This window comes from Roseibium litorale (genome assembly GCF_014842915.1).
Lineage (GTDB): Bacteria > Pseudomonadota > Alphaproteobacteria > Rhizobiales > Stappiaceae > Roseibium > Roseibium litorale.
In genome coordinates, this window is the sequence record NZ_JACYXI010000005.1 from 104,912 (window position 1) to 127,767 (window position 22,856).

General features: G+C 60.3%; 26 protein-coding genes and 1 other RNA gene. 9 read left to right on the plus strand and 18 right to left on the minus strand.

Annotation, left to right across the window (positions count from 1 at the left end; translation table 11 throughout):
* Window positions 1–158: 158 nt before the first annotated feature.
* The 3 genes from zapE to IG616_RS09640 form a co-directional block, all read right to left on the minus strand.
* A complete protein-coding gene (gene zapE / locus IG616_RS09630) occupies window positions 159–1,319 on the minus strand; it encodes a cell division protein ZapE (RefSeq protein WP_192147951.1) in 1,161 nt (386 codons plus the stop codon).
* 217 nt (window positions 1,320–1,536) lie between these two features.
* Complete coding sequence (locus IG616_RS09635) at window positions 1,537–2,316, minus strand: DUF7662 domain-containing protein (RefSeq protein WP_192147952.1); 780 nt, start codon at window positions 2,314–2,316, stop codon at window positions 1,537–1,539.
* 79 nt (window positions 2,317–2,395) lie between these two features.
* Entirely contained in the window at window positions 2,396–2,920 is a 525-nt protein-coding gene (locus IG616_RS09640) for a protease inhibitor Inh/omp19 family protein (protein ID WP_192147953.1), read from the minus strand.
* Window positions 2,921–3,355: 435 nt separating this feature from the next.
* Between IG616_RS09640 and IG616_RS09645 the strand changes: the two genes are divergently transcribed.
* Window positions 3,356–3,820: a GNAT family N-acetyltransferase gene (locus tag IG616_RS09645; protein ID WP_192147954.1), complete on the plus strand. Its 465-nt coding sequence runs from the start codon at window positions 3,356–3,358 to the stop codon at window positions 3,818–3,820.
* Between the two features lie 48 nt (window positions 3,821–3,868).
* Here the strand turns inward: IG616_RS09645 and IG616_RS09650 are convergent, their stop codons facing one another.
* Window positions 3,869–4,324 (minus strand): arsenate reductase/protein-tyrosine-phosphatase family protein, encoded by a 456-nt coding sequence (locus IG616_RS09650; protein ID WP_192147955.1) that lies wholly within the window; start codon window positions 4,322–4,324, stop codon window positions 3,869–3,871.
* A gap of 221 nt (window positions 4,325–4,545) precedes the next feature.
* On the minus strand, window positions 4,546–4,893 hold the full coding sequence (locus IG616_RS09655) for a carboxymuconolactone decarboxylase family protein (RefSeq protein ID WP_192147956.1): 348 nt from the start codon (window positions 4,891–4,893) through the stop codon (window positions 4,546–4,548).
* A gap of 154 nt (window positions 4,894–5,047) precedes the next feature.
* Between IG616_RS09655 and IG616_RS09660 the strand changes: the two genes are divergently transcribed.
* Window positions 5,048–5,425, plus strand: a complete 378-nt coding sequence (locus tag IG616_RS09660) for an MAPEG family protein (RefSeq protein ID WP_192147957.1) — start codon at window positions 5,048–5,050, stop codon at window positions 5,423–5,425.
* An 83-nt stretch (window positions 5,426–5,508) separates the two neighbouring features.
* Complete coding sequence (gene recQ / locus IG616_RS09665) at window positions 5,509–7,371, plus strand: DNA helicase RecQ (RefSeq protein ID WP_192147958.1); 1,863 nt, start codon at window positions 5,509–5,511, stop codon at window positions 7,369–7,371.
* A 12-nt stretch (window positions 7,372–7,383) separates the two neighbouring features.
* Here recQ and IG616_RS09670 read toward each other — a convergent pair whose 3' ends face one another.
* Together IG616_RS09670 and IG616_RS09675 are read right to left on the minus strand one after the other, a co-directional pair.
* Window positions 7,384–7,761 carry a VOC family protein gene (locus IG616_RS09670; RefSeq protein ID WP_192147959.1) on the minus strand — a complete coding sequence of 126 codons (378 nt, stop codon included), beginning with the start codon at window positions 7,759–7,761 and terminating at the stop codon, window positions 7,384–7,386.
* Between the two features lie 9 nt (window positions 7,762–7,770).
* Window positions 7,771–8,154 carry a VOC family protein gene (locus IG616_RS09675; RefSeq protein ID WP_192148096.1) on the minus strand — a complete coding sequence of 128 codons (384 nt, stop codon included), beginning with the start codon at window positions 8,152–8,154 and terminating at the stop codon, window positions 7,771–7,773.
* 225 nt (window positions 8,155–8,379) lie between these two features.
* Between IG616_RS09675 and IG616_RS09680 the strand changes: the two genes are divergently transcribed.
* Window positions 8,380–9,210 (plus strand): aldo/keto reductase, encoded by an 831-nt coding sequence (locus tag IG616_RS09680; RefSeq protein WP_192147960.1) that lies wholly within the window; start codon window positions 8,380–8,382, stop codon window positions 9,208–9,210.
* Window positions 9,211–9,561: 351 nt separating this feature from the next.
* Here IG616_RS09680 and IG616_RS09685 read toward each other — a convergent pair whose 3' ends face one another.
* The 7 genes from IG616_RS09685 to IG616_RS09715 all read right to left on the minus strand — a co-directional run bounded on the left by IG616_RS09685 (window position 9,562) and on the right by IG616_RS09715 (window position 15,821).
* Complete coding sequence (locus tag IG616_RS09685) at window positions 9,562–10,344, minus strand: succinate dehydrogenase iron-sulfur subunit (protein ID WP_192147961.1); 783 nt, start codon at window positions 10,342–10,344, stop codon at window positions 9,562–9,564.
* Between the two features lie 57 nt (window positions 10,345–10,401).
* Window positions 10,402–11,250, minus strand: a complete 849-nt coding sequence (locus IG616_RS09690; RefSeq protein ID WP_209007415.1) for an FkbM family methyltransferase — start codon at window positions 11,248–11,250, stop codon at window positions 10,402–10,404.
* 14 nt (window positions 11,251–11,264) lie between these two features.
* Window positions 11,265–13,091 carry a succinate dehydrogenase flavoprotein subunit gene (gene sdhA, locus IG616_RS09695; RefSeq protein ID WP_192147962.1) on the minus strand — a complete coding sequence of 609 codons (1,827 nt, stop codon included), beginning with the start codon at window positions 13,089–13,091 and terminating at the stop codon, window positions 11,265–11,267.
* Between the two features lie 5 nt (window positions 13,092–13,096).
* On the minus strand, window positions 13,097–13,480 hold the full coding sequence (gene sdhD / locus IG616_RS09700) for a succinate dehydrogenase, hydrophobic membrane anchor protein (RefSeq protein WP_192147963.1): 384 nt from the start codon (window positions 13,478–13,480) through the stop codon (window positions 13,097–13,099).
* Window positions 13,481–13,491: 11 nt separating this feature from the next.
* Window positions 13,492–13,890: a succinate dehydrogenase, cytochrome b556 subunit gene (gene sdhC / locus IG616_RS09705; RefSeq protein WP_192147964.1), complete on the minus strand. Its 399-nt coding sequence runs from the start codon at window positions 13,888–13,890 to the stop codon at window positions 13,492–13,494.
* 276 nt (window positions 13,891–14,166) lie between these two features.
* On the minus strand, window positions 14,167–15,072 hold the full coding sequence (locus tag IG616_RS09710; RefSeq protein ID WP_192147965.1) for a glutaminase: 906 nt from the start codon (window positions 15,070–15,072) through the stop codon (window positions 14,167–14,169).
* A gap of 80 nt (window positions 15,073–15,152) precedes the next feature.
* Window positions 15,153–15,821: a sulfate transporter family protein gene (locus IG616_RS09715; protein WP_192147966.1), complete on the minus strand. Its 669-nt coding sequence runs from the start codon at window positions 15,819–15,821 to the stop codon at window positions 15,153–15,155.
* A gap of 164 nt (window positions 15,822–15,985) precedes the next feature.
* Here IG616_RS09715 and IG616_RS09720 point away from each other — a divergent pair, with 164 nt between their 5' ends.
* Both IG616_RS09720 and IG616_RS09725 read left to right on the plus strand, forming a co-directional pair.
* On the plus strand, window positions 15,986–16,705 hold the full coding sequence (locus tag IG616_RS09720; protein ID WP_192147967.1) for a class I SAM-dependent methyltransferase: 720 nt from the start codon (window positions 15,986–15,988) through the stop codon (window positions 16,703–16,705).
* Between the two features lie 123 nt (window positions 16,706–16,828).
* A complete protein-coding gene (locus IG616_RS09725) occupies window positions 16,829–17,224 on the plus strand; it encodes a rhodanese-like domain-containing protein (protein WP_192147968.1) in 396 nt (131 codons plus the stop codon).
* Window positions 17,225–17,258: 34 nt separating this feature from the next.
* On the opposite strand, the gene recR is transcribed toward IG616_RS09725, so the two are convergent.
* The 4 genes from recR to ffs all read right to left on the minus strand — a co-directional run bounded on the left by recR (window position 17,259) and on the right by ffs (window position 20,527).
* Window positions 17,259–17,867 carry a recombination mediator RecR gene (gene recR, locus IG616_RS09730; RefSeq protein WP_192147969.1) on the minus strand — a complete coding sequence of 203 codons (609 nt, stop codon included), beginning with the start codon at window positions 17,865–17,867 and terminating at the stop codon, window positions 17,259–17,261.
* A gap of 169 nt (window positions 17,868–18,036) precedes the next feature.
* Window positions 18,037–18,357, minus strand: coding sequence for a YbaB/EbfC family nucleoid-associated protein (locus IG616_RS09735; protein WP_073010588.1), 321 nt, complete (start codon window positions 18,355–18,357; stop codon window positions 18,037–18,039).
* An 86-nt stretch (window positions 18,358–18,443) separates the two neighbouring features.
* Window positions 18,444–20,276: a DNA polymerase III subunit gamma/tau gene (locus IG616_RS09740; RefSeq protein WP_192147970.1), complete on the minus strand. Its 1,833-nt coding sequence runs from the start codon at window positions 20,274–20,276 to the stop codon at window positions 18,444–18,446.
* 152 nt (window positions 20,277–20,428) lie between these two features.
* Window positions 20,429–20,527, minus strand: an RNA gene (gene ffs / locus IG616_RS09745) — signal recognition particle sRNA small type.
* 268 nt (window positions 20,528–20,795) lie between these two features.
* Here ffs and IG616_RS09750 point away from each other — a divergent pair.
* The 3 genes from IG616_RS09750 to IG616_RS09760 are packed head-to-tail and all read left to right on the plus strand — an operon-like array spanning window position 20,796 to window position 22,815.
* The gene (locus tag IG616_RS09750) at window positions 20,796–21,206 is read left to right on the plus strand and encodes an HIT family protein (RefSeq protein WP_192147971.1); all 411 of its coding nucleotides are present in this window, start codon (window positions 20,796–20,798) and stop codon (window positions 21,204–21,206) included.
* Window positions 21,207–21,245: 39 nt separating this feature from the next.
* Entirely contained in the window at window positions 21,246–22,196 is a 951-nt protein-coding gene (gene nudC / locus IG616_RS09755) for an NAD(+) diphosphatase (protein ID WP_209007416.1), read from the plus strand.
* Between the two features lie 37 nt (window positions 22,197–22,233).
* Window positions 22,234–22,815 (plus strand): histidine phosphatase family protein, encoded by a 582-nt coding sequence (locus IG616_RS09760; RefSeq protein WP_192147972.1) that lies wholly within the window; start codon window positions 22,234–22,236, stop codon window positions 22,813–22,815.
* Window positions 22,816–22,856: the final 41 nt, after the last annotated feature.

Sequence of the window (22,856 nt, forward strand, 5' to 3'; positions counted from 1 at the left end):
TTACGTAAGATGGAACTTGATGCCATCCACCGATGACTGGCGATGGCACTACTCCCTTTGCCTGCCGCGCGCAACCTAATCTATAGACTATTGGTGCCGAAACAGCGCAAATCTTCCTCCCCTCACGCCTTGTTACATGACGTATAGGGAATGTATATCTAAGCGCGTACGCGCGTATTTTCTCCCGCCAGATAAGCCTCTGAGCGCATCTCGATCAACCGTGAAGTCGTCCGGTCAAACTCGAACGCTTCCGTTCCGTCAGTGGACTGATACAACTCGTGAGGCTCAGCCTCGGCGGAAATGACCAGACGGATGCCGTTGTCATAAAGCGTGTCGATCAGGTTGATGAAACGTTTGGCTTCGTTGCGCCGGGACTTGTTCAGAACCGGAATATTCTCCAGGAACACCGTTCCAAAGGCATGCGCGATCCGCAGATAGTCGGCAGCGCCAAGCGGCTGCATGCACAACTCATCAAAACTGAAACGCGCTGCGCCTGCCGCGACCATACGAACCGGGATTACCCGGCCCTTGTTCTCAAGATGGGAACTGTGTGGCGTAACTCCGTGGGTCAGCTTGCGCCATAGCTTTTCGATATGCTCATCTGCCTGCGGCCCGAGCGGCGTTACATAGACGTCCGCCCCACCAAGCTTCTCCAGCCGGTAGTCCGTGGGGCTGTCCAGCATCACCACATCGACATTTTCGCCGAGCAGCTTGATAAAAGGCAGAAAGAGCTGGCGGTTCAGACCATCCCGGTAGAGATCCTTGGGGTCTACATTTGATGTAGCAACCACAACGACCCCGAGCGCGAAAAGCTGAGTAAAGAGACGCCCCAGGATCATTGCATCCGCAATGTCCGTCACCGAAAACTCGTCGAAACAAAGAAGACGGGTCTCTTCGGCAATCTTTTCGGCAACCGGCGGGATCGGGTCATCGCCCTTGACCTCGCCGCGCTTAAGGGCCTGCCGATAGGCAAAGATCCGCTCATGAGTCTCGGCCATAAACTCATGGAAATGCACACGGCGCTTACGGCGCACAACAGCCACTTCCATGAACAGATCCATCAGCATGGTCTTGCCCCGGCCGACGCCGCCCCAGACATAGAGTCCCTTGATCGCCGTTTCCTGCTTGCGGCCGCGGCCGAACAGCCAGCCGAGAGAACTCTTCTTGGAAGCAAGGCGGAGCTGGGACAGGTCGGTATTCAGGCCGTCCAGGCGCCGGACGATATCGAGCTGAATAGGATCTTCGGTGATTTCACCCAAAGAAACCAATGCTTCATACCGTTGCTGAAGAGCCCGGTTGGCGGGCAAATCGACGTTCAACTTCGGTTCTCCGTCTACCTGCCACGGGCGTGGAAGATGGCAGGTCCGCTAGAATGCGCACAAGCGCATACAATCTGCGCCTTGCGATAGGAGGAAAGACGCGCCTGTGCAAGTGCAAAGCCCCTCCTCCGTCATTTTTTTCGCCGGCGGGTACCATTCATAAAAAAATGGCCGGCACAAGGCCGGCCAGTCGGAGAACAGGGGTTCGTAAGTAAACTCACAAGTTGAGGATCCGGACCTCGATGCCGGTTTGCTTCATCTGTTGAGACAACAAGGTTGCGACCAGCTTCCGTTCGCCGGAGCGCTCCAGCGCCGCCCGGCGGCCACGCCCGTCGGTCAACAGCCAGGCATTGCCCGGCTTCACGAAATCGAACTCGATCGGGGTATCCTTGGACAGACCGATGGATTCCAGCAGGTTGCCCGGAAAACCACCCTCAGGCGGATAGCCGTTTATCTCAAGACGGAGCGCCCGGTAAAATGGCTGGATAGCCTCAACCGGGACAAGAACACATCTCAGGGAACCCGCGCGCAGCCACAAAATCCGGGCAACACCCGCCGTACCTGGCAGGGCTTCGGAAGAGCAGGGAACCTTGTGCACCTCCCCTAGAGTGGTCCATTCCACCCGTAAGGTGACTGTCACAGGCTGCCTGAGGCCCATGGCCAGCTTGGTGAGCTGCCGCTCCTCTGAGCTTTGGCTGGATGCATCACGGGCTTGGGCGGATTTACTGCCTTCCGCAAGTGCTGTCCCGCCGATTCGAAGCCTGCGGAAGACGACCATATCCCGGGAAAGATCGGCGCGCTCCACCCGCCAGCCCGCATCCAGCCAGGCATTCTGATGGACCAGGCTGCCGCCAGAATTTGCCCACCAAGTACGATGCTCGCGGGCACTCCGCGGCAGGTTGGTACCAAGAACGCCTTCGACATCGTCGAGCTTCGCAGCCCAGACCACATCCTCCAGACGTGCCAGATGCTCCCGAAGTGGATCGTATTTCGACATGACAGCCGCCTCCTTGACCTTTCATCAAGTTTTGCAGCTATCCCGTGCCTCGTCTAGATAAAAATAACCTATAGTTGCTTTATCTGAACAGCGAAACCGCGGCACCCGTGGACGTCTGGCCGTTGAACTGCTGTGTAGAGGTTGCATAAAGCTGAGCAACCACGGCGCCGGTGCTGTCTTTGAGCTCCACCTGCTTGCCGGAAAGATTCCAGGCAGCGATGCTGGAGAGAACCGCATTTGTACAACCCCGGGTGTTTGCCCTATAGCCGCCGGACCAAGTGGTCAGCGCCATAAAGGCCATGCAACTGTCGCCACCCGAAGACAGTTTCCAGCCTCCCGCCATGTCGCTGCGGCTAATCTCGATAGCACCGGACGGCTCAGTAACCGGGCTGGCGGAAAGATCCGTCCCTGCCGTCTGCGCATCCTGTACCGTACCGGGGGCTGGTGCCATTGGATCCAGCGGCTGAAGCGACCCCTGCCCCACCGGAGTTGTCGGCGTCGCAGGCAGCGGAGCCACGTAATCGCGAGACCCTGAGAACCTCTGGCAGCCGGATACCGCCACCGCCAAGCCCAGCATCAATGCAATCGACACAGTCTTTTTCATCTCGAATCAATCCTTGTTCCGCCGCGAACATTTTGCCTTGTCTTACCCACCTTGAAACGGAAAGGCAAAAATCGACTTAAATCCCTTTGATTTGTTCATTGAAAAACCGCATTTGCGGCTGATATATGGTTCCAGTGCTTTGGAGGAGCGCCGGGAGGTCCTGAATTTTGCAAACAGGTCTCTTGGAAAGAGCGTTCCATGCGGTTTTCAAAGGTTTCAAATCAGCTTCAGCTCCTTGTGGCGCGTGGTGGCAACCTGGCGGCCTCAGCGGCTGCAAAACTTCAGTTCTTGCCGACGGCGCCTGGCTCATCCTGGAAGCACCCTCGCCAACGCCAGCACGCCAGCCAAGAGACACCCTGTCCGGTCATTCCTTTTGGCAGAGGTGAAATTAGGGTCCTGGGCGAAGCTGGAAAGTCCCTGTTCCGCGAACATCTGATGCGCCTTGATCCGGAAACCCGGCGCAGCCGCTTTGCGATGCACGCGACCGATACATTCCTGAAGGGCTATGCAGAGACTTCCTTCACATTGAATACGCTCATTTTCGCCTATTTCGAGGAGGGGCTTGTTCGCGCGACTGCCGAACTGAGATCCCTGGACGATTTTGAACTGGCAGAAGCCGCTTTCTGTGTTGAACGGGATTGGCGCCGGATGGGCCTTGCCACCGCTCTGATGACGTCGTTGTTGAAAGCTGCCAGGGGCCGGGGTGTCCGGCACATCTACATCAATTGCCTGGCGACCAACCGGCATATGCAGGCCCTCGCGCGCAAGTTCGCCGCAGAAATGACCTTTGAAGCCGGAGACGTCATCGGCCGGCTGGTACCGCTTCAGGAAGACCGTCCCTCCTGGCTCAGCCAGCTGCTTGACCGGTTACGCCCCGAGCGAGCGGCAACATCCGCCTGACCTCCAACCCCTAAGCAAGAGTTCAGTCCGCTGGGCGCCGTATCCTGATCAGGCCACCTCAGCCCGGCTGGTCGGGCCTACGAGCGGTTCGCCGAGCAGAACCCGGTCCGCCGCGAGGCGGATGCGCCGGAAATATTCCGCCGCATAGGAAAACGTCGAGGGATAGGGCGCGGGACCCGCAATCTGCCAGCTATCTATCGAGACCGCTTTGTCCCAGCCGGTCGGCAGGTCCACGGGCTTCATTTCGGACAGATAGATCACCTGATCCGGGAAAGGCGCATGCGGCATCAGGAAGATGTCCATGCTTTTCGGCTGCAGGCCATCGACCGGAATCTCATGCGCGGACAGCAGTTTGCGGACCGCGGGATGCAGCATCTGTGCTGGCTTGACGCCAGCGGAGAAGGCCCGCACCTGACCGCGCCCACGCATGTTCATATAGGCTTCCGCCAGGGGGCCCAGCAGGGAATTGTCGGGACAAACGAACAGGATAGCCGCTTCTGGCACGTCACATCTCCATCTCGCCGAAGGGGATTCGATTCCGGCACTCTTCTAGCGCGACCATCAGATGGGATTATGACAAGAAACGGCAAGACCACGTTTCAGGTGCCAGCGGGTGGACGACTGGGCCAGGCCGGGCAAAAACCCAGCCGGACCCGGCCTTTTCAAGCCGCATCCGCGCCTCAAAAAAGTTCTTCTCACGAATTCAAGCACCAGCCTATTGACGCTCACCCCTCAAAGAACGCATCAAATGCGGCAAGCGCTTCTGCGCCGTAAATCATGGAAGGTCCACCGCCCATATAGACTGCCACACCAATGGTCTCCATCACCTCTTCCCGGGTGGCTCCGTATTTGGCTGCCGCTTTTGAATGATAGGCCAGGCAGCCATCACAGCGGGCAGCAATGCCGATCGCGAGCGCCATGAGCTCCTTTGTCTTCGAATCGAGCGCTCCCGCCTTGATTGCGGCTCTCGCGACCTCGTGGAAGCCTTTCGCCACGCCGGGAATACCGCCTCGCAGCTCGCCCATACGGGCGTCGGTCTGCGAAATGAAAGCTTGCCAATCGGATACGGACATTTGATCTTCTCCATGAAATTGAATGCCTCAGGGCATAAGTTTCAGTTTATTGAAACTAAAGATCCGCTCCTTGATTTTCCTCAAGTGCTGGCCGAAAAGCGGCACCATACCGTTCACCGGCGTCCGTCCGGCCACTTCCTTCAGGAGACCTTCGATGCCAATCGCCGTCTGGTGCATCTTGATCGCCGCTATTCTGCCCATTGCCGCAGTATTTCCGGCCAAGCTCAGCAAGGATTTCGACAACGCCAAGCCGCGCGATCCAAACTATTGGAAGGACGGTTTCCGTGCCCGCGCCCAGAGCGCACAGGCCAACGGCTTTGAAGCCTTTCCGTTTTTCGCGGCCGCGGTGATCGTTGGGCTGGGACAGGGTGGTGATACTGTCTGGATCGACAGGCTGGCGGAACTCTTTATCGGCCTCCGGATCATTTACACCCTGTGCTACTGGACCGACCGGGCCACGCCGCGCTCTCTCGCCTGGATCGCGGGCTTTGCCGCAACCCTCGCGATTTTCACTAGCCCCGTCTGGAGCTGAGCCGTCCCCAGCTCTTCCTCAGCCCGCGATTGCCCGAAAGCTGCGAATAAGAGACAGTGCGCCAACCAGGGAATCAGCCGCACATGCCAGCTTCGCAGCCGCAACTCGCGGACAAACACAACCTCACAAACATGACTGGTCCGCGGGATGTCCTGCGCGATATCTTCGGCTATCCGGATTTCCGCGGAAGACAGGCAGAAGTCGTCGAAACGCTGGTCAGCGGCAAGGATGCGGTTGTCCTGTTTCCGACCGGAGCCGGCAAGTCTCTCTGCTTCCAGATCCCTGCACTCTGCCGGCCTGGCGTCGGCATCGTGATTTCGCCTCTGATCGCCCTGATGAAGGATCAGGTCGGTGCGCTTGAGGCGGCGGGTGTCAAAGCGGCTGCGCTGAACTCCTCTCTCTCGGCCGAAGAGCAGGAGGCAGTGCGCGCCAAGGCACGCTCCGGCGAGTTGAAACTTCTCTACGTGACGCCAGAAAGGCTTGCGACGGAAGGCTTCCGGCGGTTTCTCGACACGCTCCAGATCGCGCTCTTTGCAATTGATGAGGCCCATTGCGTCAGCCAATGGGGCCATGACTTCCGGCCCGAGTACTTGTCTTTGACCACGCTGGCAGAACGCTATCCAGGCGTGCCGCGTGTCGCACTGACGGCAACCGCCGATCCGCATACCCGCGAAGACCTGATTACCCGCCTTAAACTGGAAAGCGCCGAGGTTTTCTCGACAAGCTTCGACCGGCCTAACATCCGCTATGAAATCGTCGAGCGGACCAACCAGCGCCAGCAGCTGCTCGACTTCCTGACGCGCCACAAGGACGAAAGCGGCATTGTTTACTGCCTCTCCCGTGCCAAGGTGGAAGAGATTGCGGAGTGGCTGTGTTCCAAGGGTATCCGAGCTCTACCCTATCACGCGGGGCTCGCACCGGATATCCGGTCCGCCAATCAGGACGCCTTCCTGCTGGAAGAAGGGCTTTGCCTGGTCGCGACCGTCGCCTTTGGGATGGGCATCGACAAGCCGGACGTGCGCTTCGTCGCGCATCTGGACCTGCCCTCCTCTGTTGAGGCCTATTACCAGGAAACGGGGCGCGCCGGGCGTGACGGCGCGCCGTCCGAGGCCTGGATGGCCTATGGTATGGCCGACATGGTTCAACGCCGCCGCATGATCGCGGAAGGCGATGCGCCGGACGAGATCAAGCGCGCTGAAAACGCCAAGCTGAACGCGCTTCTCGGTATCTGCGAAACCTCCGGCTGCCGCCGACAGGCCCTTCTGGCCCATTTCGGCGAGACCTATCCGCAGCCCTGCGGCAATTGCGACACCTGCCTTTCCCCGGTCGAGACCTGGGACGGCACGCAGGCGGCACAAAAATTCCTCTCCGCCGTCTACCGAACCGAGCAGCGCTTCGGCACCGGCCACATCATTGATGTGCTGCTTGGCAAGGAAACCGAAAAGACAGCCCGTTTCGGCCACACCTCGCTCTCGGTCTATGGTATCGGCCAGGAACACTCGCCCAAGGTCTGGCAATCGGTCGCCCGGCAGCTGGTCGCCGCCGGTCTGATGGATGTCGACCACGCCAATTTCGGCGCCCTTGTCCTGACCGAGGACACAAGAGCCGTTTTCCGGGGCGAGCGGCAGGTTCTGCTGCGCAAGGACCGCGCCGCTGCAAGTCTCAGGAAAACCCGCGGCGAACGCTCCGCGTCCCTCGCCGATGACCTCGACCATGAAGACCGCCAGCTCTTTGAACAGCTCCGCCGCCTCAGGACGAGACTCGCAAAAGAGAACGAAGTGCCGCCCTATGTGGTGTTTCCCGATGCTACACTGGCAGGGATCGCCAAGGCGCGCCCCGGCACCTACACCGCGCTTCTCGCCGTTTCCGGCGTTGGCCAGTCGAAGCTGGAGCGCTATGGCAAGGACTTCATTGAAGCTGTCGAGGCGTTTGAAAGCTCGCTCTGAGGCAGGCCAGCTTCAATCCGGCCAGACGTTGGCATTTTCCTCAAAGTCCGGGCGCTGGGGGTTTACGACACAGAACCGGTGACCGCTCGGGGCTTGCATGACCACCCAGGTTTTACAGGCGCCGGCCTCGACCGCACCCAGCTTCTTCAGCCGGGCAACCTCTGCTGGAACGTTATCCGTCTCGATGTCGATATGAACCCGCGGCTCGTGCTCGACCGATTGCAGCAGCACCCGCATTTCTCCGGCCGGACCTATTAGATCCCGGTATTTCGGATCCTTCGCTCCCTCTTCCCGGTTGCGGCCAAGCGCACTGGTCCAGAACGTCTCGTGACGCTCCAAGTCACCATCCTTGCAATCGATGACCAGACAGGCCAAGCGGCTCTTGTGCATCTTCCTCTCCTACTCCGGAAGGTGGCAGACGGCCTCGATGTTGTGCCCATCCGGATCGAGAACAAAGGCCCCGTAATAGTTCTCATGATAGTGAGGCCGCAGGCCCGGGGCGCCGTTGTCTTTCCCGCCGGCAGCCATGGCAGCCTCGTAGAACGCGTCGACAAGGGCGCGGCTTGCAGCAGTGAAAGCCACATGCACGGGGAGATTCAACGCTTTCTGTCCACCAATCCAGAACTCCGGCTTGTCCGCTCCATAGCCGCAATAAGAGATGCTGCCGGTTTGTGCCGGCCCCACTTCCACCAGCGCCTTGATACCGAGCGGCGCGAGCGCCTTGTCATAAAAGGCTTTGGCCGCGGCATAGTCCGACACTTCAAAACCCACGTGATCGAGAATCGGCATGATTGAACAGCTCCCTGAAAGCCAAGGAACAAATAAAGAACATAAGTTGAGAGAGCGCAAGCAAAAGATGCAAGCTGCGAAATCGGCCCGTTCTTCAGGGGCATTCTGACCGCAAGAGCGCTTGAAACACACAGGCCGCGGCCCATGTAAGCCTAGGAGTTTCCCTTCAGGGCCCGGTATCTCGGCGCCCTGCCCCCAAGACATTTCAGGAGAGATTCAATGGCTTCTCAAGCTACGATCAAATTTGCCGACGGCCACGAGATCCCGCAGGTTGGCCTGGGGGTCTGGCAGACTCCGAACGACACCGCTGACGCTGCCGTTCAGGCCGCACTTGAGGCAGGGTACCGGCACATCGACACCGCTGCGATCTACGGAAACGAGGAAGGCGTCGGCAAGGGTATCAAGGCCTCCGGCGTTGACCGCAAGGACATCTTCCTGACCACCAAGCTCTGGAATGACGAACAGGGCTACGACTCCACGCTGAAGGCTTTCGATGCAAGCCTGAAGCGCCTCGGCACCGACTATGTCGATCTCTATCTCATTCACTGGCCGAGCCCGCACCGTGAACTCTATCTCGACACCTGGAAGGCTTTCATCAAGCTGAAGGAAGAAGGCCAGGTCAAATCCATTGGCGTGTCCAACTTCTGCCCCGAGCATCTGGAGAAGATCATCGGCGAGACGGGCGTGACGCCTGTCATCAATCAGGTCGAGCTGCACCCCGACTTCCAGCAGACCGAATTGCGCGCCTTCCACGAGAAGCACGGCATCATCACCCAGAGCTGGAGCCCGCTTGGGCGCGGCAAGCTGCTGGAGCATAGTGACGTCGCCGCCATTGCCCGCAAGCATGGCCGCACCGCTGCCCAGGTGGTGATCCGCTGGCATATGGATCAGGGACTGGTCGTCATTCCGAAATCCGCCAACCCGGACCGGATCAAACAGAACTTCCAGGTCTTCGACTTCAAACTTGACGCCGATGACATGGCGACACTCGCCAAACTGGACGATACCGGCAACCGGATGGGCCCGGATCCAATGACGGCAGATTTCTGAGGGGACAAGAAGATGGGAGCAGGCTTTCCGCTTTGTTCCCGGCGCGTCCCGCAGTCCCTGATGGAGCGAAACGGAAGTCCGGGATCTCAATCCGTTTTAGGGTTGAAATACAGGTCCCGGCTCAAGGCCGGGACGGCCCGGCGGAATTGACCGGTTTAAGATAGAAACGCCTCTGACTGAGCGACCTCTCGATCGTCATCCTCGGCCTCGTGCCGAGGATCTATACAAGTCAATGACTGACAGATGGTCGGGACAAGCCCGACCATGACGACCGAAAACAAACTGCTTTTCCATCAAAAAAGGCCACCCAATGGGCGGCCCTTTTCGTTATCTGCATTCGTTCCGAAAAAATCAGACGCGGCGTTCGACCATCATCTTCTTGATCTCGGCAATGGCCTTGGCCGGGTTCAGGCCCTTCGGGCAAGCCTGAGAGCAGTTCATGATGGTGTGGCAGCGGTAGAGGCGGAACGGATCTTCCAGATTGTCCAGGCGCTCGCCGGTTGCCTCATCGCGGCTGTCGATCAGCCAGCGGTAGGCCTGCAGCAGGATGGCCGGGCCGAGGTAGCGGTCGCCGTTCCACCAGTAGCTCGGGCAGGAGGTGGAGCAGCAGGCGCACAGGATACACTCGTAAAGGCCGTCCAGCTTGGCACGGTCTTCATGAGACTGGCGCCATTCCTTTTCCGGAGCTGGGGAAACGGTCTTCAGCCACGGCTCGATCGAGCGGTGCTGCGCATAGAAGCGGGTGAGATCCGGCACCAGATCCTTGACCACCGGCATATGCGGCAGCGGGTAGATCTTGACCACGTCGCCAGCAACCTCTTCCGCGCCCTTGGTGCAGGCGAGGGTGTTGGTGCCGTCGATGTTCATTGCGCAGGACCCGCAGATGCCTTCACGGCAGGACCGGCGGAAGGTCAGCGTCGGGTCGATCTTGTTCTTGATATAGATGAGCCCGTCGAGAACCATCGGCCCGCAATCGTCCATGTCGACGAAATAGGTATCAACCCGCGGGTTGCGGCCATCATCCGGGTTCCAGCGGTAGATCCGGTATTCCCTGAGGTTGGTCGCGCCGGCAGGCTTTTCCCAAACCTTGCCTTCCGTCACCTGGGAGTTCCGGGGAAGCGTCAGCTGAACCATGTTTCTCGCTCCGCGTTGGGGCCCTTGTTTCGCGTCCGGGCCACATTCTTCCAGTGTTCAGGCAGCCAGCTCGAACACGGTGTTGTCTTCTGTTCCGCCGGCGGCGCGGTAACCGAGGTCTTCAAGCACCTTGGTGCAGTCCTCGGCCCAATGAGGCCGGCAATTTGTTTCAAGCATTACGACCCGGGGCCACATGTGCCTTTCCGCTGTGCGCAGAAACGGCAGAACCACGCGGTCCTCAAAGCCTTCAACGTCGACCTTCAGCACATCCACCCGGCTGAGGCCTGCCTCGCGCACCAGATCGGCGAGCGGACGGACAGGCACGTCCCTCGGGCTCCAGTTTCCGGCCCATTCTCCCGTGGTCAGTTCCGGCACCAGGGTGGCAAAGCCACAGTTGGATGGCTCGGACCAGAGTTGCAGCGAGCCTTCGGCATCTCCTACGGCCACCTCTGCCACCTGGATCTCGCTCTCCAGGCCATTGGCCCGAAGGTTGAACCCCAGCTTGGCTGCCGTGTCCGGATTGGCCTCGACAGCCAGAACGCACGCACCGCGGGAAGCAGCAAACAGGCTATAGCTGCCGATATTCGCGCCCACATCCAGAAAGACCGATCCGGCCTTCAGATAGGGGTGCAGCAGCTTGTGCTCGGCCCGTTCAGGCAGGCGGCCCTTGGCCAGGATCTTGCGGTCATCATAGTTCTGACCGGGATAGATCCGGAACTTCAGGCCGTCCGCTTCCGTGTCGTAGGGGCCGGAAAACGCCCAGGCGGCCAGAGACCTTATGCGCTTTCGCAGGGAGGCGGACAGATCGTGACGATCCGCCAGCTTCCACGCAGCGCGGACCAGTCCTTCGGCCTTGTAGGTACCGAAGGGACTGACCGTATCCGTCAGGGCCGCATGTGCGCTCACCAGCCTGCCGCTCCTTAGTAGACGCGCGCTTTCGGCGCGATCTTCTTCGGGTCGATGCCGCCGTCTTCGTGCTTGGTCAGCGGGTCAAGCACCACTGGACGGTAATCCAGCTTCACTTCGCCGCTTTCGCTCACCCAGGACAGGGTGTGCTTGCGCCATTCGTCGTCGTTACGGCCACCGAGCGGACCATCCTTGTAGTCCTCGCGGGCATGGGCGCCACGGCTTTCCTTGCGGGCTTCCGCGCCATAGACCGTGGTGATGGCGTTAGCCATCAGGTTTTCCAGCTCCAGCGTTTCCACCAGGTCGGAGTTCCAGATCATCGACCGGTCAGAGACCTTGAGATCCTTCAGCTCGCCCCAGATGGCGCTCATGCGCTTGCAGCCCTGCTCCAGGCTTTCCTGGGTGCGGAACACGGCAGCGTCTTCCTGCATGGTGCGCTGCATCTTGTCGCGCAGATCCGCGGTCGCGATCGAGCCGTTTGCATGACGCAGACGGTCGAAGCGGTCCATGATCTTTTCGCAGGAGGCTTCGTTCGGAGCCGGGACCGGCGTCTTGGGATCGACGACTTCCGCAGCGCGGATGGCAGCTGCGCGGCCGAAGACCACAAGGTCGATGAGCGAGTTGGAGCCAAGACGGTTTGCACCGTGAACGGACGCGCAGCCTGCCTCACCAACAGCCATGAGGCCCGGCTGGATGCGGTTCGGGTTTGCCCCGTCCGCGTTCAGCACTTCGCCCCAATAGTTGGTCGGAATGCCGCCCATGTTGTAATGCACGGTCGGAAGAACCGGGATCGGCTCCTTGGTCACGTCCACGCCCGCGAAGATCTTCGCGGATTCGGAAATGCCCGGGAGACGCTCTGCCAGCATGGCCGGATCCAGGTGATCCAGATGCAGGAAGATGTGGTCCTTGTTCTTGCCAACGCCGCGGCCTTCGCGGATTTCCATGGTCATGCAGCGGGACACGACGTCACGCGATGCCAGGTCCTTGGCGGAAGGCGCATAGCGCTCCATGAAGCGCTCGCCTTCGGAGTTGACGAGATAGCCGCCTTCCCCGCGTGCGCCTTCGGTGATCAGGCAGCCCGAGCCGTAGATGCCGGTCGGGTGGAACTGAACGAATTCCATGTCCTGCAGCGGCAGGCCCGCACGGGCCACCATGCCGCCGCCATCACCGGTACAGGTGTGGGCGGAGGTTGCCGAGAAATAGGCGCGGCCGTAACCGCCGGTGGCCAGAACGACCATCTTGGCGGTGAAACGGTGAATAGTGCCGTCGTCCAGGTTCCACGCGATCACGCCCTGGCAGACACCGTCTTCGGACATGATCAGGTCGAGCGCAAAGTACTCGATGTAAAACTCGGCGTTGTTGCGCAGGGACTGGCCATAAAGCGTGTGCAGGATGGCGTGGCCGGTGCGGTCAGCCGCGGCGCAGGTGCGCTGTACGGGGGGGCCATCACCGTAGTTCTGCATGTGGCCGCCGAACGGGCGCTGATAGATGCGGCCGTCTTCGGTCCGCGAGAACGGCACACCATAGTGTTCCAGCTCATACACGGCCTTCGGCGCTTCGCGGGCCAGATACTCCATGGCGTCGGTGTCGCCAAGCCAGTCGGAGCCCTTCACCGTGTCGTACATGTGCCATTCCCAGCAGTCCGGCGTCATGTTTTTCAGGGAGGCGGCAATACCGCCCTGAGCGGCCACCGTGTGCGAGCGGGTCGGGAAAACCTTGGTGATACAGGCCGTGCGCAGGCCCTGCTCGGCCATGCCGAGCGTGGCGCGCAAGCCGGCACCGCCAGCGCCGACCACCACCACATCATGGGTGTGTTCGACGAATTCATAGGTCTTGGCCATTTAAATCAGCCTCCAAAGCCGAGCTTGAGCACGGCGAAGGCCGAGCCGAAGCCCATCAGGGCACAGAAGAAGGTGTTGGCCATCAGGGCCAGAACCTTGGTGCCTTCGGAATGAACGTAATCCTCGATGATCACCTGCATGCCGAGCTTCATGTGATAGATGCCGGAGACGATCATCAGGAGCATCAAGGTCGCGATCAGCGGATTGCCAAGACAGGCCCGGACCTCTTCATAGGTCGAGCCCTGCAGCGAGATCACGAGAATGACGAAGAAGGAAATCAGGAACACGTTGGCGAAAGCGGTCACACGCTGGCGCCAGAAGTGATCTGTCCCTTCCTTGGCAGAGCCAAGGCCACGGACCTTGTTCAGAGGGGTGCGCATATCAGTCATGTCAGTCTCCCTCAGCGGACCGCGTAGCCGATGATCCAGAGGATCAGGGTCAGGCTGACGGAACCGATAATGGTCGCACGGGCCAGCCACTCACGGGCTTCGCGTCCAAAGCCGGCGCCCATGTCCCAGATGAAGTGGCGCAGACCGCCAATCATGTGGTGAACCAGCGCCCAAGTGTATCCGAACAGAACGAGACGGCCGATGATGGAGCCAAAAATCCCGTTCACGAAGTCGAAGTAGGACGGGCCAGCAGCCGCTGCGATAAGCCACCAGGCCAGCAGCACCGTCCCGAAATACAGTGCGCCGCCGGTGATACGGTGCACGATCGACATGACCATCGTCAGGATCGGCTTGTAGATCTGAAGATGGGGCGACAGCGGGCGGTTACCCCGCAGGTCGGCATTCGACATGGAATATCTCTCCCTACGACGCCAAGCTTACGTTTACGTAAGCGTAAGCAATTTCAAGGCGTTGTCTAGAAGCGTTCTAGCGCCAACGTCCACGTTCGTCAAAGCATCCTATGGAAGAATGTTAAATGACTTTCCCGGCAAATAGGCGAAAAAGTTCTCAACCAGCGCTTAATGACCTCTCATCCGCCTGCCATTTTGCTGATTTGCCAGCAAAAATAGGAATAAAAACGAGAACCTTCCGTATACGTCAAGGGTACAATCAAGCGCGTGCTAAATTCAGCCGAAGATCGACCATCCGGTTTCCCTGGCGAAGATCTCCATGGCTTCGGTTCCGAGTTTTGAGTTGCCATAGCTGTTGAGGCCCGGAGACCAAACGGCGACGGAGCCCCTTCCCGGCGCAATCACCAGAATGCCGCCGCCAACACCGCTCTTGCCCGGAAGGCCGACCCGGAAGGCAAAATCTCCGGATCCGTCGTAGTGGCCGCAGGTCATCATCAAGGCGTTGATGCGCCGCTTCCTCTCCCGCGATACCAGCGAGGGCGCGCCTGCCGTGTCCAGAAGAAACCTGCCCGCCAGCGCCAGCTGCTCGCAGGTCATCTCAATGGCGCATTGATGACAGTAAGTGCCAAGCACCAGATCAGGATTGTTCAGCAGATTGCCATGGGACCGCATGTAATGCGCAAGCGCGAAGTTCCTGTGCGCTGTCTCCAGTTCGGACTTCGCCACAGCTTCATTGATGTGGATGTCGTCCTGATCCGATGCCGCCCGCACAAATCGAATCAGCGCGCCCAGCGCCTCCCGGGGGCTGGCGGATCCCAGGAACGTGTCCGTGGTGACAAGAGCTCCCGCGTTGATGAAGGGATTGCGCGGAATGCCCTTCTCCCGCTCCAGGAGCAGGATGGAATCAAACGATTGCCCGGATGGCTCCCGGCCGACCCGGCGCCAAAGCGCTTCCCCAACCTGACCAAGCGCCAGAGCGAGAACGAAGACCTTGGAAATGGACTGAATGGAAAAGGGCGTCCGTGCATCACCCGCCGAAAAGAGCTGCCCGTCCGCCGTGGACACGCTGATGGCAAACTGATCCGGGTCGACCTTCGCCAGCTCAGGAATGTAGTCTGCCACCTTGCCTCGGTCTTCCGCGCCGAGAGCCCTTGCGGCAATGTCTTCCAGAAGGTCCTGCATAACCCCGTCTTCTCCATGTTCACGCAAGGTGAGCAGGCTCTATCAAGCCAGCGGGGACAGTGTCACGCCTTTTCCCGCATTCAGCTCAGACGTCGCGCCTGAATCCGCTTGAAGAGATGCATCATGAAGATGGTGGCGAAGATCGGCGTGATCAGATTGAGGATTGGCACAGCCAGCAGGGCAGCAATCACAAGACCACCCATGAACACGGTGGAGCCATGCGCCTTGCGCAGGCGCCGCGCCTCTTGCGGCGGCATGAAGCGGTTGGCCGCGAACTCGAAGAACTCCCGGCCAAGCAGATAGCCGTTCACCAGGAAAAACGCGACCAGGTTGATCCCCGGGATCAGCAGCAACAAGAGGGCGAAAAGGTTGCCGAGAATAACCACGCCCGTGAATTTCAGCGCCAGTATGATGGAGGGCAGAACAGGCATGGCCTTGCCCGGAAGATCCATCGGATAGTCGGTCCGCTCCACGATGTCGGCGATGTCGTCCTGAAACAGGCCCGCAAACAAAGCGGAAACCGGCGCGATGAGAAACCCGAGGCCAATAAAGGCCCCTATGCCGGTGAGGATGGACAGAACCGTGTTGAGCCAGGGGTAAGGCAGGTCCACGAATCCCGCCACCAATCCCTCAAGCAGGATCCAGATGACAAGCAGAACGGCCAGCGTGAATCCAAGCAGCTTCCAGAAAATAGCCCGGAATTGCGGTTCGAACACCTGGGACATGGCGCGGGAGGCGGCTTGGAACATCTGCAAAATCCGGAACAGTACAAAGGCTTGTGAGAGATAGGACCCAGGGGTGGGCTGCACAAGGGTTACCAGTCAACCAGGGTGGGAGCAGACCTCTTTCATCTTCTATTGGTTGCAGTTCCATCAAATGCTACTCTTGAGCAAAGCTCTGGGAGGAGACCGACATGGCGCAAGACAGCAATGCCGCGGATATTTTCCGCTTTGAATGGGGCATCTACCGCAAGATCACTGCCGCAGATCTGTTCCGTCACTCGGAGGTTTCCCGTTTGCTGGAGCGCGAGCTGACAAGGCGTTTTCCGCAGCCCATCCGGTTTTTGGAGCTCGCCTGCGGAGACGCGAGCCTTGCAAGCACCCTGCTCCGCCGGCGGCCGACCGAGTCCTATCGCGGCATCGACCTTTCCTCCCTGGCGCTGGATCTGGCGCGGGCCAACATGGCCAATACCGGGTTTGACGTATGCTTTGAGGAAACGGACATGCTGTCTGCCCTTGAAGGGCTGCGTGAGCCGGCCGATGTGATCTGGTGTGGTCTGTCGCTTCATCACCTGACGCTGGCCGGCAAACAAAGTCTGTTTTCCGCCGCGCGCAATGCTCTCAAGCCTGGCGGGATAATGGGGCTTTATGAACCCATTCTGCCCGACCAATCGGAACGCCTGAGCTTCATGGACAAGATTGCGGAGGATCTGCGCTCTGCCTGGGGCGTGCTGGCCCCAAGTGAGTTCGACCATATGTGGCGTCACATCCGCCAGTTCGACTTCCCGGAAACCCTGACCGGCTGGAAGAGCCTGGGTCTATCCGCCGGTTTTACGGATGTTCTAGATCTTTATCATCTGGCCAGTCCCATGCCCTGCGCCCTGCTGATCTATGAGACCCCTCAGCCAAGCTAAGCCGGAAGTTCTCCGCTGTTCAGTTTGGCAAGATTTTTACCCATCTTGGCAATCACGCCAATCACGCAACAGGCGGGCGGGCGGCTACATCTTCCGGGCAGGATCAAACAGGAGCCCGGAAAAATGTCTGCCGTCACCGAAATACCCGCAGCCCCCAGTGATATTGCCCGGGAGCATTTCTCAGCCGAATTCACCTTTGAAACCGATTGCTGGGATGTTCATGATGCGCTTGAGAAGGGCGCCGACTTCGTGCTGCTGGACGTGCGCAGCCCGGCCCTGTTCGCTAAGGGGCATGTGCCCGGCGCCATCAACCTGCCCCATGGCAAGCTCATCCGCTCCAAGCTGGCCGCATGGCCAGAAGATACTCTATTCGTGACCTATTGCGCCGGTTCCCATTGCAACGGCGCAGCCAGAGGCGCGCTGCGGCTGGCCGGACTGGGCCGCCCGGTCAAGATCATGGCAGGCGGCATCACCGGCTGGCTGGACGAAGGTTTCGAACTGGCAATCATCGAAGTATGAAAGGGGGGGCGTTTTCGTCCGTCTGCCAAAGGGATCAGAACCTAGTCCGGGCCCTCAGCGCCTGGGTCAGGGTGCCCTCATCGAGGTAATCGAGCTCGCCGCCGACCGGCACGCCATGAGCAAGGCGTGTGACGCTTACGTTCAGGCCCGCCAGCTGGTCCGTGATGTAATGGGCCGTGGTCTGGCCCTCGACCGTGGCATTGATCGCCAGGATCACTTCACTGATATCACCGCTCTGACAGCGCTCGATCAGGGAAGCAATGTTGAGATCTTCCGGCCCGACCCCATCCAGCGGCGACAGGTTGCCGCCGAGGACATGATATCGGGCGTTGATGGCGGCAGCCCGCTCCAGCGCCCAAAGGTCAGCGACATCTTCCACGACGACCAGAACGGTCTGATCCCGTTTCGGGTCCGAGCAGATCGCGCAAGGGTCGGAGGTGTCGACCGTGCCGCAGGTGGAGCAGACGCCGATCTTTTCGACAGCAACACCCATGGCCTCGGCCAGAGGAACCAGCAGCTGGTCTTTCTTCTTGATCAGATGCAGCGCGGCACGGCGCGCCGACCGGGGTCCGAGGCCCGGCAGCTTGCTCAGGAGCTGGATCAACCGCTCGATTTCAGGACCGGCAACCTTGTTCTGCGCCATCGGCTTACATCTTCACATTCGGGAACCCGCCCTCACCCGGGCCTGTTGGCCCGACCTCTCCCCCGCCGGGGAGAGGTTGATTGGCGCAAGCCTCGCGGCCTGTTTCTCTTCGCCCCTTCAAGGGGAGAAGGTGCCCCGGAGGGGCGGATGAGGGGTGTTGTTTAAAGGATCAGAACGGCAGCTTCATGCCCGAGGGCAGGCCCATGCCGCCCATGAGTTCCTGGGTTTTTTCCTGCATCAGGGTTTCGGCCTTGATCCGCGCTTCGTTGTGAGCTGCGATGATCAGGTCTTCCAGGATCTCCACGTCGTCTTCCTTGAACAGCGACGGGTCGATCTTCAGGCTGCGGATTTCGCCTTTGCCGGCAATGGTGATCTTGACCAGCCCGCCGCCAGACGTGCCTTCGGTCTCGATGTTGGCGAAAGCTTCCTGCAGGGAGCCCATCTTCTCCTGCATCTGCTTGGCCTGCTTCATCATCTTGAGGAAATCCATGATCTCCGCTCCTGTCAGTTCATGTGTTGAAGGATCCGCCCCGGGCTCCGCCTGCCTGATATAGGCGGCGGGTTGCCGTTTGCGAATCAGAATTCGTCCGGATCGTCCTCGCCCAGCGCTTCGCCCAGAAGCGGATCAGCCAGAACCGTTTCCTCCTCCTCGCTGACCTGAACGCGCACGTCCACGATCTTCGCGCCGGGGAACTGGCTGAGCAGTGCCGCGACCGTCGGATGCGAGCGGGCGTCGGACAGGAGCTGCTCCTGATTGGCCTCGCGCTCCTCGTGGATCGTCGGGCGGCCATGGGTGCGGCTGACGCTGACGATCCAGCGCATGCCCGTCCATTCGGTCAACTTGCGGCCAAAGTCGCCGGCCAGATCCGCTGGCGCATCCTCCGTCGGCTGGATCTCGATGCGGCCCGGCTCGAACTTGACGAGACGCATCTGCCGCTCGATCGATACCTTCATCGGGATATCGCGTTTTTCAGAGGCGAGTGCCGCACAGTCCTGCAAGTTTGCAAGGGCCACCGCTGGCCGGGCCTGTTGAGCCGGTTGCGGCGCGGGCCGGGAAACGGCCTGCGTCATCGCAGCTGCCCCGCCGCCGGAAATGGCCTGAAGCCGTGGGCGGCCATCCCCGGATGGCCCCATAGCGGAAGGCCCGCCGCCACCGGAGCCGCCCTGACCTGAAGGCGCACCACCGCCTGTAGGCACCAAGGTGCCATTGCGCAACATGGCCAGCGCTTCGCCCGGATCGGGCAGGTCAGCGGAATAGGCCAGCCGGACCAGAACCATATCGGCAGCGGCCAGCGGCTTCGGCGCAGCCTGGACTTCCTGGATGCCCTTCAGGAGAATCTGCCAGGCCCGGGAAAGAAGCCGCATGGACAGCTTTCCGGCGAATTCCGCGCCGCGCACCCGTTCCGTCTCCGTCACGGACACATCGTCGCCCGCCTTGGGCACGACCTTCATGCGGGTGACGAGATGGGTGAAATCGGCAAGGTCCGTCAGCACGACAGCCGGGTCTGCGCCAACGGCATATTGCTGCGCCAGCTCGTCCATGGCTTCGGCAATCCGCCCGGCCATGACGTGGCCGAAAAGATCGATCACCCGCGCCCGGTCCGCAAGGCCCAGCATCTGACGCACGTCCGCCGCCTCGATAGCGCCAGCGCCATGGGCCATGGCCTGATCCAGCAGGGACAGGGAATCACGGGCAGAGCCTTCGCCGGCCCGGGCAATCAGCGTCAGCGCCTCATCGGAAATGGTGATCTGCTCCGCATCGGAAATACGCCGCAGGAGGCCAATCAGCTTGGGCTGCTCGATCCGGCGCAGGTCGAACCGCTGACAGCGGGACAGGACCGTGACCGGAACCTTACGGATTTCCGTGGTCGCAAAAATGAACTTCACATGCTCCGGCGGCTCTTCCAGCGTCTTCAAGAGACCGTTGAAGGCGGCGTTCGAGAGCATGTGCACTTCGTCGATGATGTAGACCTTGTAGCGGGCCGTCGCCGGACGGTAGCGGGCCGCGTCCGTGATCTCGCGGATATCATTGATACCCGTGTGCGAAGCCGCATCCATCTCGATCACATCGACATGACGGCCTTCCATGATTGCCCGGCAATGGGTGCCTTCCTGGGTAAGACGCACCGTCGGCCTGTCCGCCTCGCCCGGAACCTCGTAATTGAGACCGCGCGCCAGAATGCGGGCGGTGGTGGTCTTGCCCACACCGCGCACCCCGGTCAGCATCCAGGCCTGAGCAATACGGCCCGTATCGAAAGCATTTTCCAGGGTTTGCACCATGGGTTCCTGCCCAACCAGATCCTCAAAGGTCTGGGGCCGGTACTTGCGGGCGAGAACCCGGTAGGCGCTGTTCTGCGGGGCGGCGGCAGGTGCCGCGTCTCCAGCAGGCGGAAAGGCGATATCATCCATGGCGCGCACCTTACCGTTTTTTGCAAAGCCCTGTCGCGGGGCTGGAGGATTTTTTTAGCCCCTGAGCAGCGGTTTATCCAAAGCGCAGCACGAGGCAAACGCCGGGCATGCGGACGCCCTGCTTAGGCAACGCTTCGTAATGTGAGGAAGAAGGTGGGAGGCTGGACGGTGACCCGCGCCAAAATCTCGTTAGGGCTGCTTCCTTCCGGACCTGACCCGGTTGGCGAGTGGTACGTCCACGCCAACCTCCCGAGCGCCTTATATCAGGATGAGCGGGGGTCTTGGCAAGAGGGATGGGCGTATTTCATGGTCGAAGGCGGGAAAAGGCCGGAATTCCGCCAAAATGGCAAGTTCACACGCTCCTGTTTTCCTCGCCGTCTCAGCTTTTTTCAGGGCTGGATCAAGCGGGAAAGTTGCAGCAGCGGAAATGCAATCCTGTCAGAAGTGATAAGTTGTCTCGCATTTCCGGCAATTCCTGTTGTACCTTCCTCTCGAAGTTTTTTACTGGCGGGTCCCCCCATGAAGGCATTCGATATCAATCCGCGGCTTGAAGGCGACAGCCTGTTTGTCGCCGACCTTCCCCTGTGCGCCGTGCGCCTGATGAAGGACGCGAACTATCCCTGGCTGATGCTCATCCCCCGCCGCGGCGACCTGATAGAGATCATCGATCTGTCCGACGACGACCAGTTACAGCTGATGCGGGAGGTAGCGCTCACAAGCAGGATCCTGAAAGCCGCGACCGATTGCGAGAAGATCAACGTGGGCGCCATTGGTAACATGGTCTCTCAGCTTCATGTGCATGTGGTCGCAAGGTTCCGCGACGATGCTGCCTGGCCCGCACCTGTCTGGGGCGCCGTGCCCTCCATCGCCTATGAAGGCGGCAAGGCCGAACGCCTGATCAGCACCCTGCAAGACGCCTTCAACGCCTGAGATTTCAAGCCAGATCCATTTCATTCAGGATATCCAGCCATGACCGCAGGACAGGACGGGCTGCACCGTTCGCCCCATATCATGAGTTTCATCGACAATACTCTGGACCGCCAGTCTGCTCTGCGCACGGATGCGGCCTGGTTGCGCGGCCGGTTCACCCGGCCCGACGCCGGTGTCGTTCTGCTGACACCAACACAGATTGTGCTGAACGCGGACGAGCCGCCCTCCATCCGTCATCGCCCGGAAAAGGCTCTGGTCCTGGGCGCAAAGCGGGAGGAAATGGTGTTTCTCGGCGAAGAGCCGGATGGCACACGCCCCTTATTTGCAGCCGCCCTGACCAAAAGCGAAGAGGACATTGAGGCCCTTCCAAATGTGACGGGCATCGATTTGCGCACTCTGGCGCTTCAAGGCCTGCTGCCGAGCGAGGATATCAGCGCGCTTGCCCAGGCCCGCGCTATGGTTCACTGGCATCAGTCACACAAGTTCTGCTCCCGCTGCGGTCATGCTTCCGTGATGGCGGAGGGCGGCTACCGGCGTGACTGCCCGTCCTGCGGCAGCCAGCACTTCCCGCGCACCGATCCCGTTGTGATCATGCTTGTCACCCATGGTGACAAGGCCCTGCTTGGCCGTCCGCCGCGCCTTGCCCCCGGCATTTTCACCACGCTGGCCGGTTTCATGGAGCCGGGCGAAACCATTGAGCAGGCCGTCCGCCGCGAAACCATGGAAGAGGCCGGCATCTCAGTTGGAGACGTCAAGCTCGTTGCCAACCAGCCATGGCCCTTCCCGGCCAATCTCATGCTCGGCTGTACCGGCGAAGCGACTTCCACGGAAATCAACATGGACGATGACGAGCTGGAGGCCTGCCGCTGGTGCCCGCGCGAGGAAGTCCAGCAGATGATTGATGGCACGCATCCCGCAGGGGACCGGGTGCCACCTCCCATCTCCATTGCCTATCAGCTGATTTCCGGCTGGATCAACGGACACTATTGACCCGCAGAGATAGCCCCTTGCAGCACCGGAGCGCTTCATGAGCCTATGTGTCTATCTCACCCACCCGCAGGTGATGATTGATCCGGAGATTCCGGTGCCGGACTGGGGTCTTTCGGAGCTGGGCCGCAAGCGCGCGGCCCTGGCTCTGCTCCAGCCTTGGGCAGATGCGATCCATCTCGTGATCTCCAGCGAGGAGCGGAAGGCCATCGAGACGGCAGAGATCTTCGCAAGCGGGCACAACCTGGCCGTCACCATCGAAGAAGGTCTGCACGAGAACGACCGCTCCGCGACCGGGTTCCTGCCACCAGAGGAATTCGAGCAGGTGGCCGATCAGTTTTTTGCCAATCCGACTGAAAGTATTCGCGGCTGGGAGACGGCAGAAGATGCGCAGACCCGCATTGTCTCGCGGGTGATCGAATGCCTGAAAGGTATTCCGCGCGAATTGCCGGTCCTGTTCACCGGACATGGCGGCGTCGGCACCTTGCTGAAATGCCATCTGATGAACACGCCGATTTCCCGCAGACATGATCAGCTTGGCGGCGGCGGATGCTGGTATTCCTTCTCCCGCGATGCCTTGTGGCAGCGCAATGCGGGACCGCTCGACTGGACAGCGCTTTAGGAGCTCCCCGGGGAGACCACGCGGCGTCTCAAGGCCGTGTG

Excerpts from the sequence above, each read along its gene's own strand:
- IG616_RS09635 (WP_192147952.1), bottom strand. The coding sequence starts at position 2,316 with ATGTCGAAATACGATCCACTTCGGGAGCATCTGGCACGTCTGGAGGAT.
- IG616_RS09640 (WP_192147953.1), bottom strand. The coding sequence starts at position 2,920 with ATGAAAAAGACTGTGTCGATTGCATTGATGCTGGGCTTGGCGGTGGCG.
- IG616_RS09645 (WP_192147954.1), top strand. The coding sequence starts at position 3,356 with ATGCGCCTTGATCCGGAAACCCGGCGCAGCCGCTTTGCGATGCACGCG.
- IG616_RS09655 (WP_192147956.1), bottom strand. The coding sequence starts at position 4,893 with ATGTCCGTATCCGATTGGCAAGCTTTCATTTCGCAGACCGACGCCCGT.
- IG616_RS09660 (WP_192147957.1), top strand. The coding sequence starts at position 5,048 with ATGCCAATCGCCGTCTGGTGCATCTTGATCGCCGCTATTCTGCCCATT.
- recQ (WP_192147958.1), top strand. The coding sequence starts at position 5,509 with ATGCCAGCTTCGCAGCCGCAACTCGCGGACAAACACAACCTCACAAAC.
- IG616_RS09670 (WP_192147959.1), bottom strand. The coding sequence starts at position 7,761 with ATGCACAAGAGCCGCTTGGCCTGTCTGGTCATCGATTGCAAGGATGGT.
- IG616_RS09680 (WP_192147960.1), top strand. The coding sequence starts at position 8,380 with ATGGCTTCTCAAGCTACGATCAAATTTGCCGACGGCCACGAGATCCCG.
- IG616_RS09685 (WP_192147961.1), bottom strand. The coding sequence starts at position 10,344 with ATGGTTCAGCTGACGCTTCCCCGGAACTCCCAGGTGACGGAAGGCAAG.
- sdhA (WP_192147962.1), bottom strand. The coding sequence starts at position 13,091 with ATGGCCAAGACCTATGAATTCGTCGAACACACCCATGATGTGGTGGTG.
- sdhD (WP_192147963.1), bottom strand. The coding sequence starts at position 13,480 with ATGACTGATATGCGCACCCCTCTGAACAAGGTCCGTGGCCTTGGCTCT.
- sdhC (WP_192147964.1), bottom strand. The coding sequence starts at position 13,890 with ATGTCGAATGCCGACCTGCGGGGTAACCGCCCGCTGTCGCCCCATCTT.
- IG616_RS09710 (WP_192147965.1), bottom strand. The coding sequence starts at position 15,072 with ATGCAGGACCTTCTGGAAGACATTGCCGCAAGGGCTCTCGGCGCGGAA.
- IG616_RS09715 (WP_192147966.1), bottom strand. The coding sequence starts at position 15,821 with ATGTTCCAAGCCGCCTCCCGCGCCATGTCCCAGGTGTTCGAACCGCAA.
- IG616_RS09720 (WP_192147967.1), top strand. The coding sequence starts at position 15,986 with ATGGCGCAAGACAGCAATGCCGCGGATATTTTCCGCTTTGAATGGGGC.
- IG616_RS09725 (WP_192147968.1), top strand. The coding sequence starts at position 16,829 with ATGTCTGCCGTCACCGAAATACCCGCAGCCCCCAGTGATATTGCCCGG.
- recR (WP_192147969.1), bottom strand. The coding sequence starts at position 17,867 with ATGGCGCAGAACAAGGTTGCCGGTCCTGAAATCGAGCGGTTGATCCAG.
- IG616_RS09735 (WP_073010588.1), bottom strand. The coding sequence starts at position 18,357 with ATGGATTTCCTCAAGATGATGAAGCAGGCCAAGCAGATGCAGGAGAAG.
- IG616_RS09740 (WP_192147970.1), bottom strand. The coding sequence starts at position 20,276 with ATGGATGATATCGCCTTTCCGCCTGCTGGAGACGCGGCACCTGCCGCC.
- IG616_RS09750 (WP_192147971.1), top strand. The coding sequence starts at position 20,796 with ATGAAGGCATTCGATATCAATCCGCGGCTTGAAGGCGACAGCCTGTTT.
- nudC (WP_209007416.1), top strand. The coding sequence starts at position 21,246 with ATGACCGCAGGACAGGACGGGCTGCACCGTTCGCCCCATATCATGAGT.
- IG616_RS09760 (WP_192147972.1), top strand. The coding sequence starts at position 22,234 with ATGAGCCTATGTGTCTATCTCACCCACCCGCAGGTGATGATTGATCCG.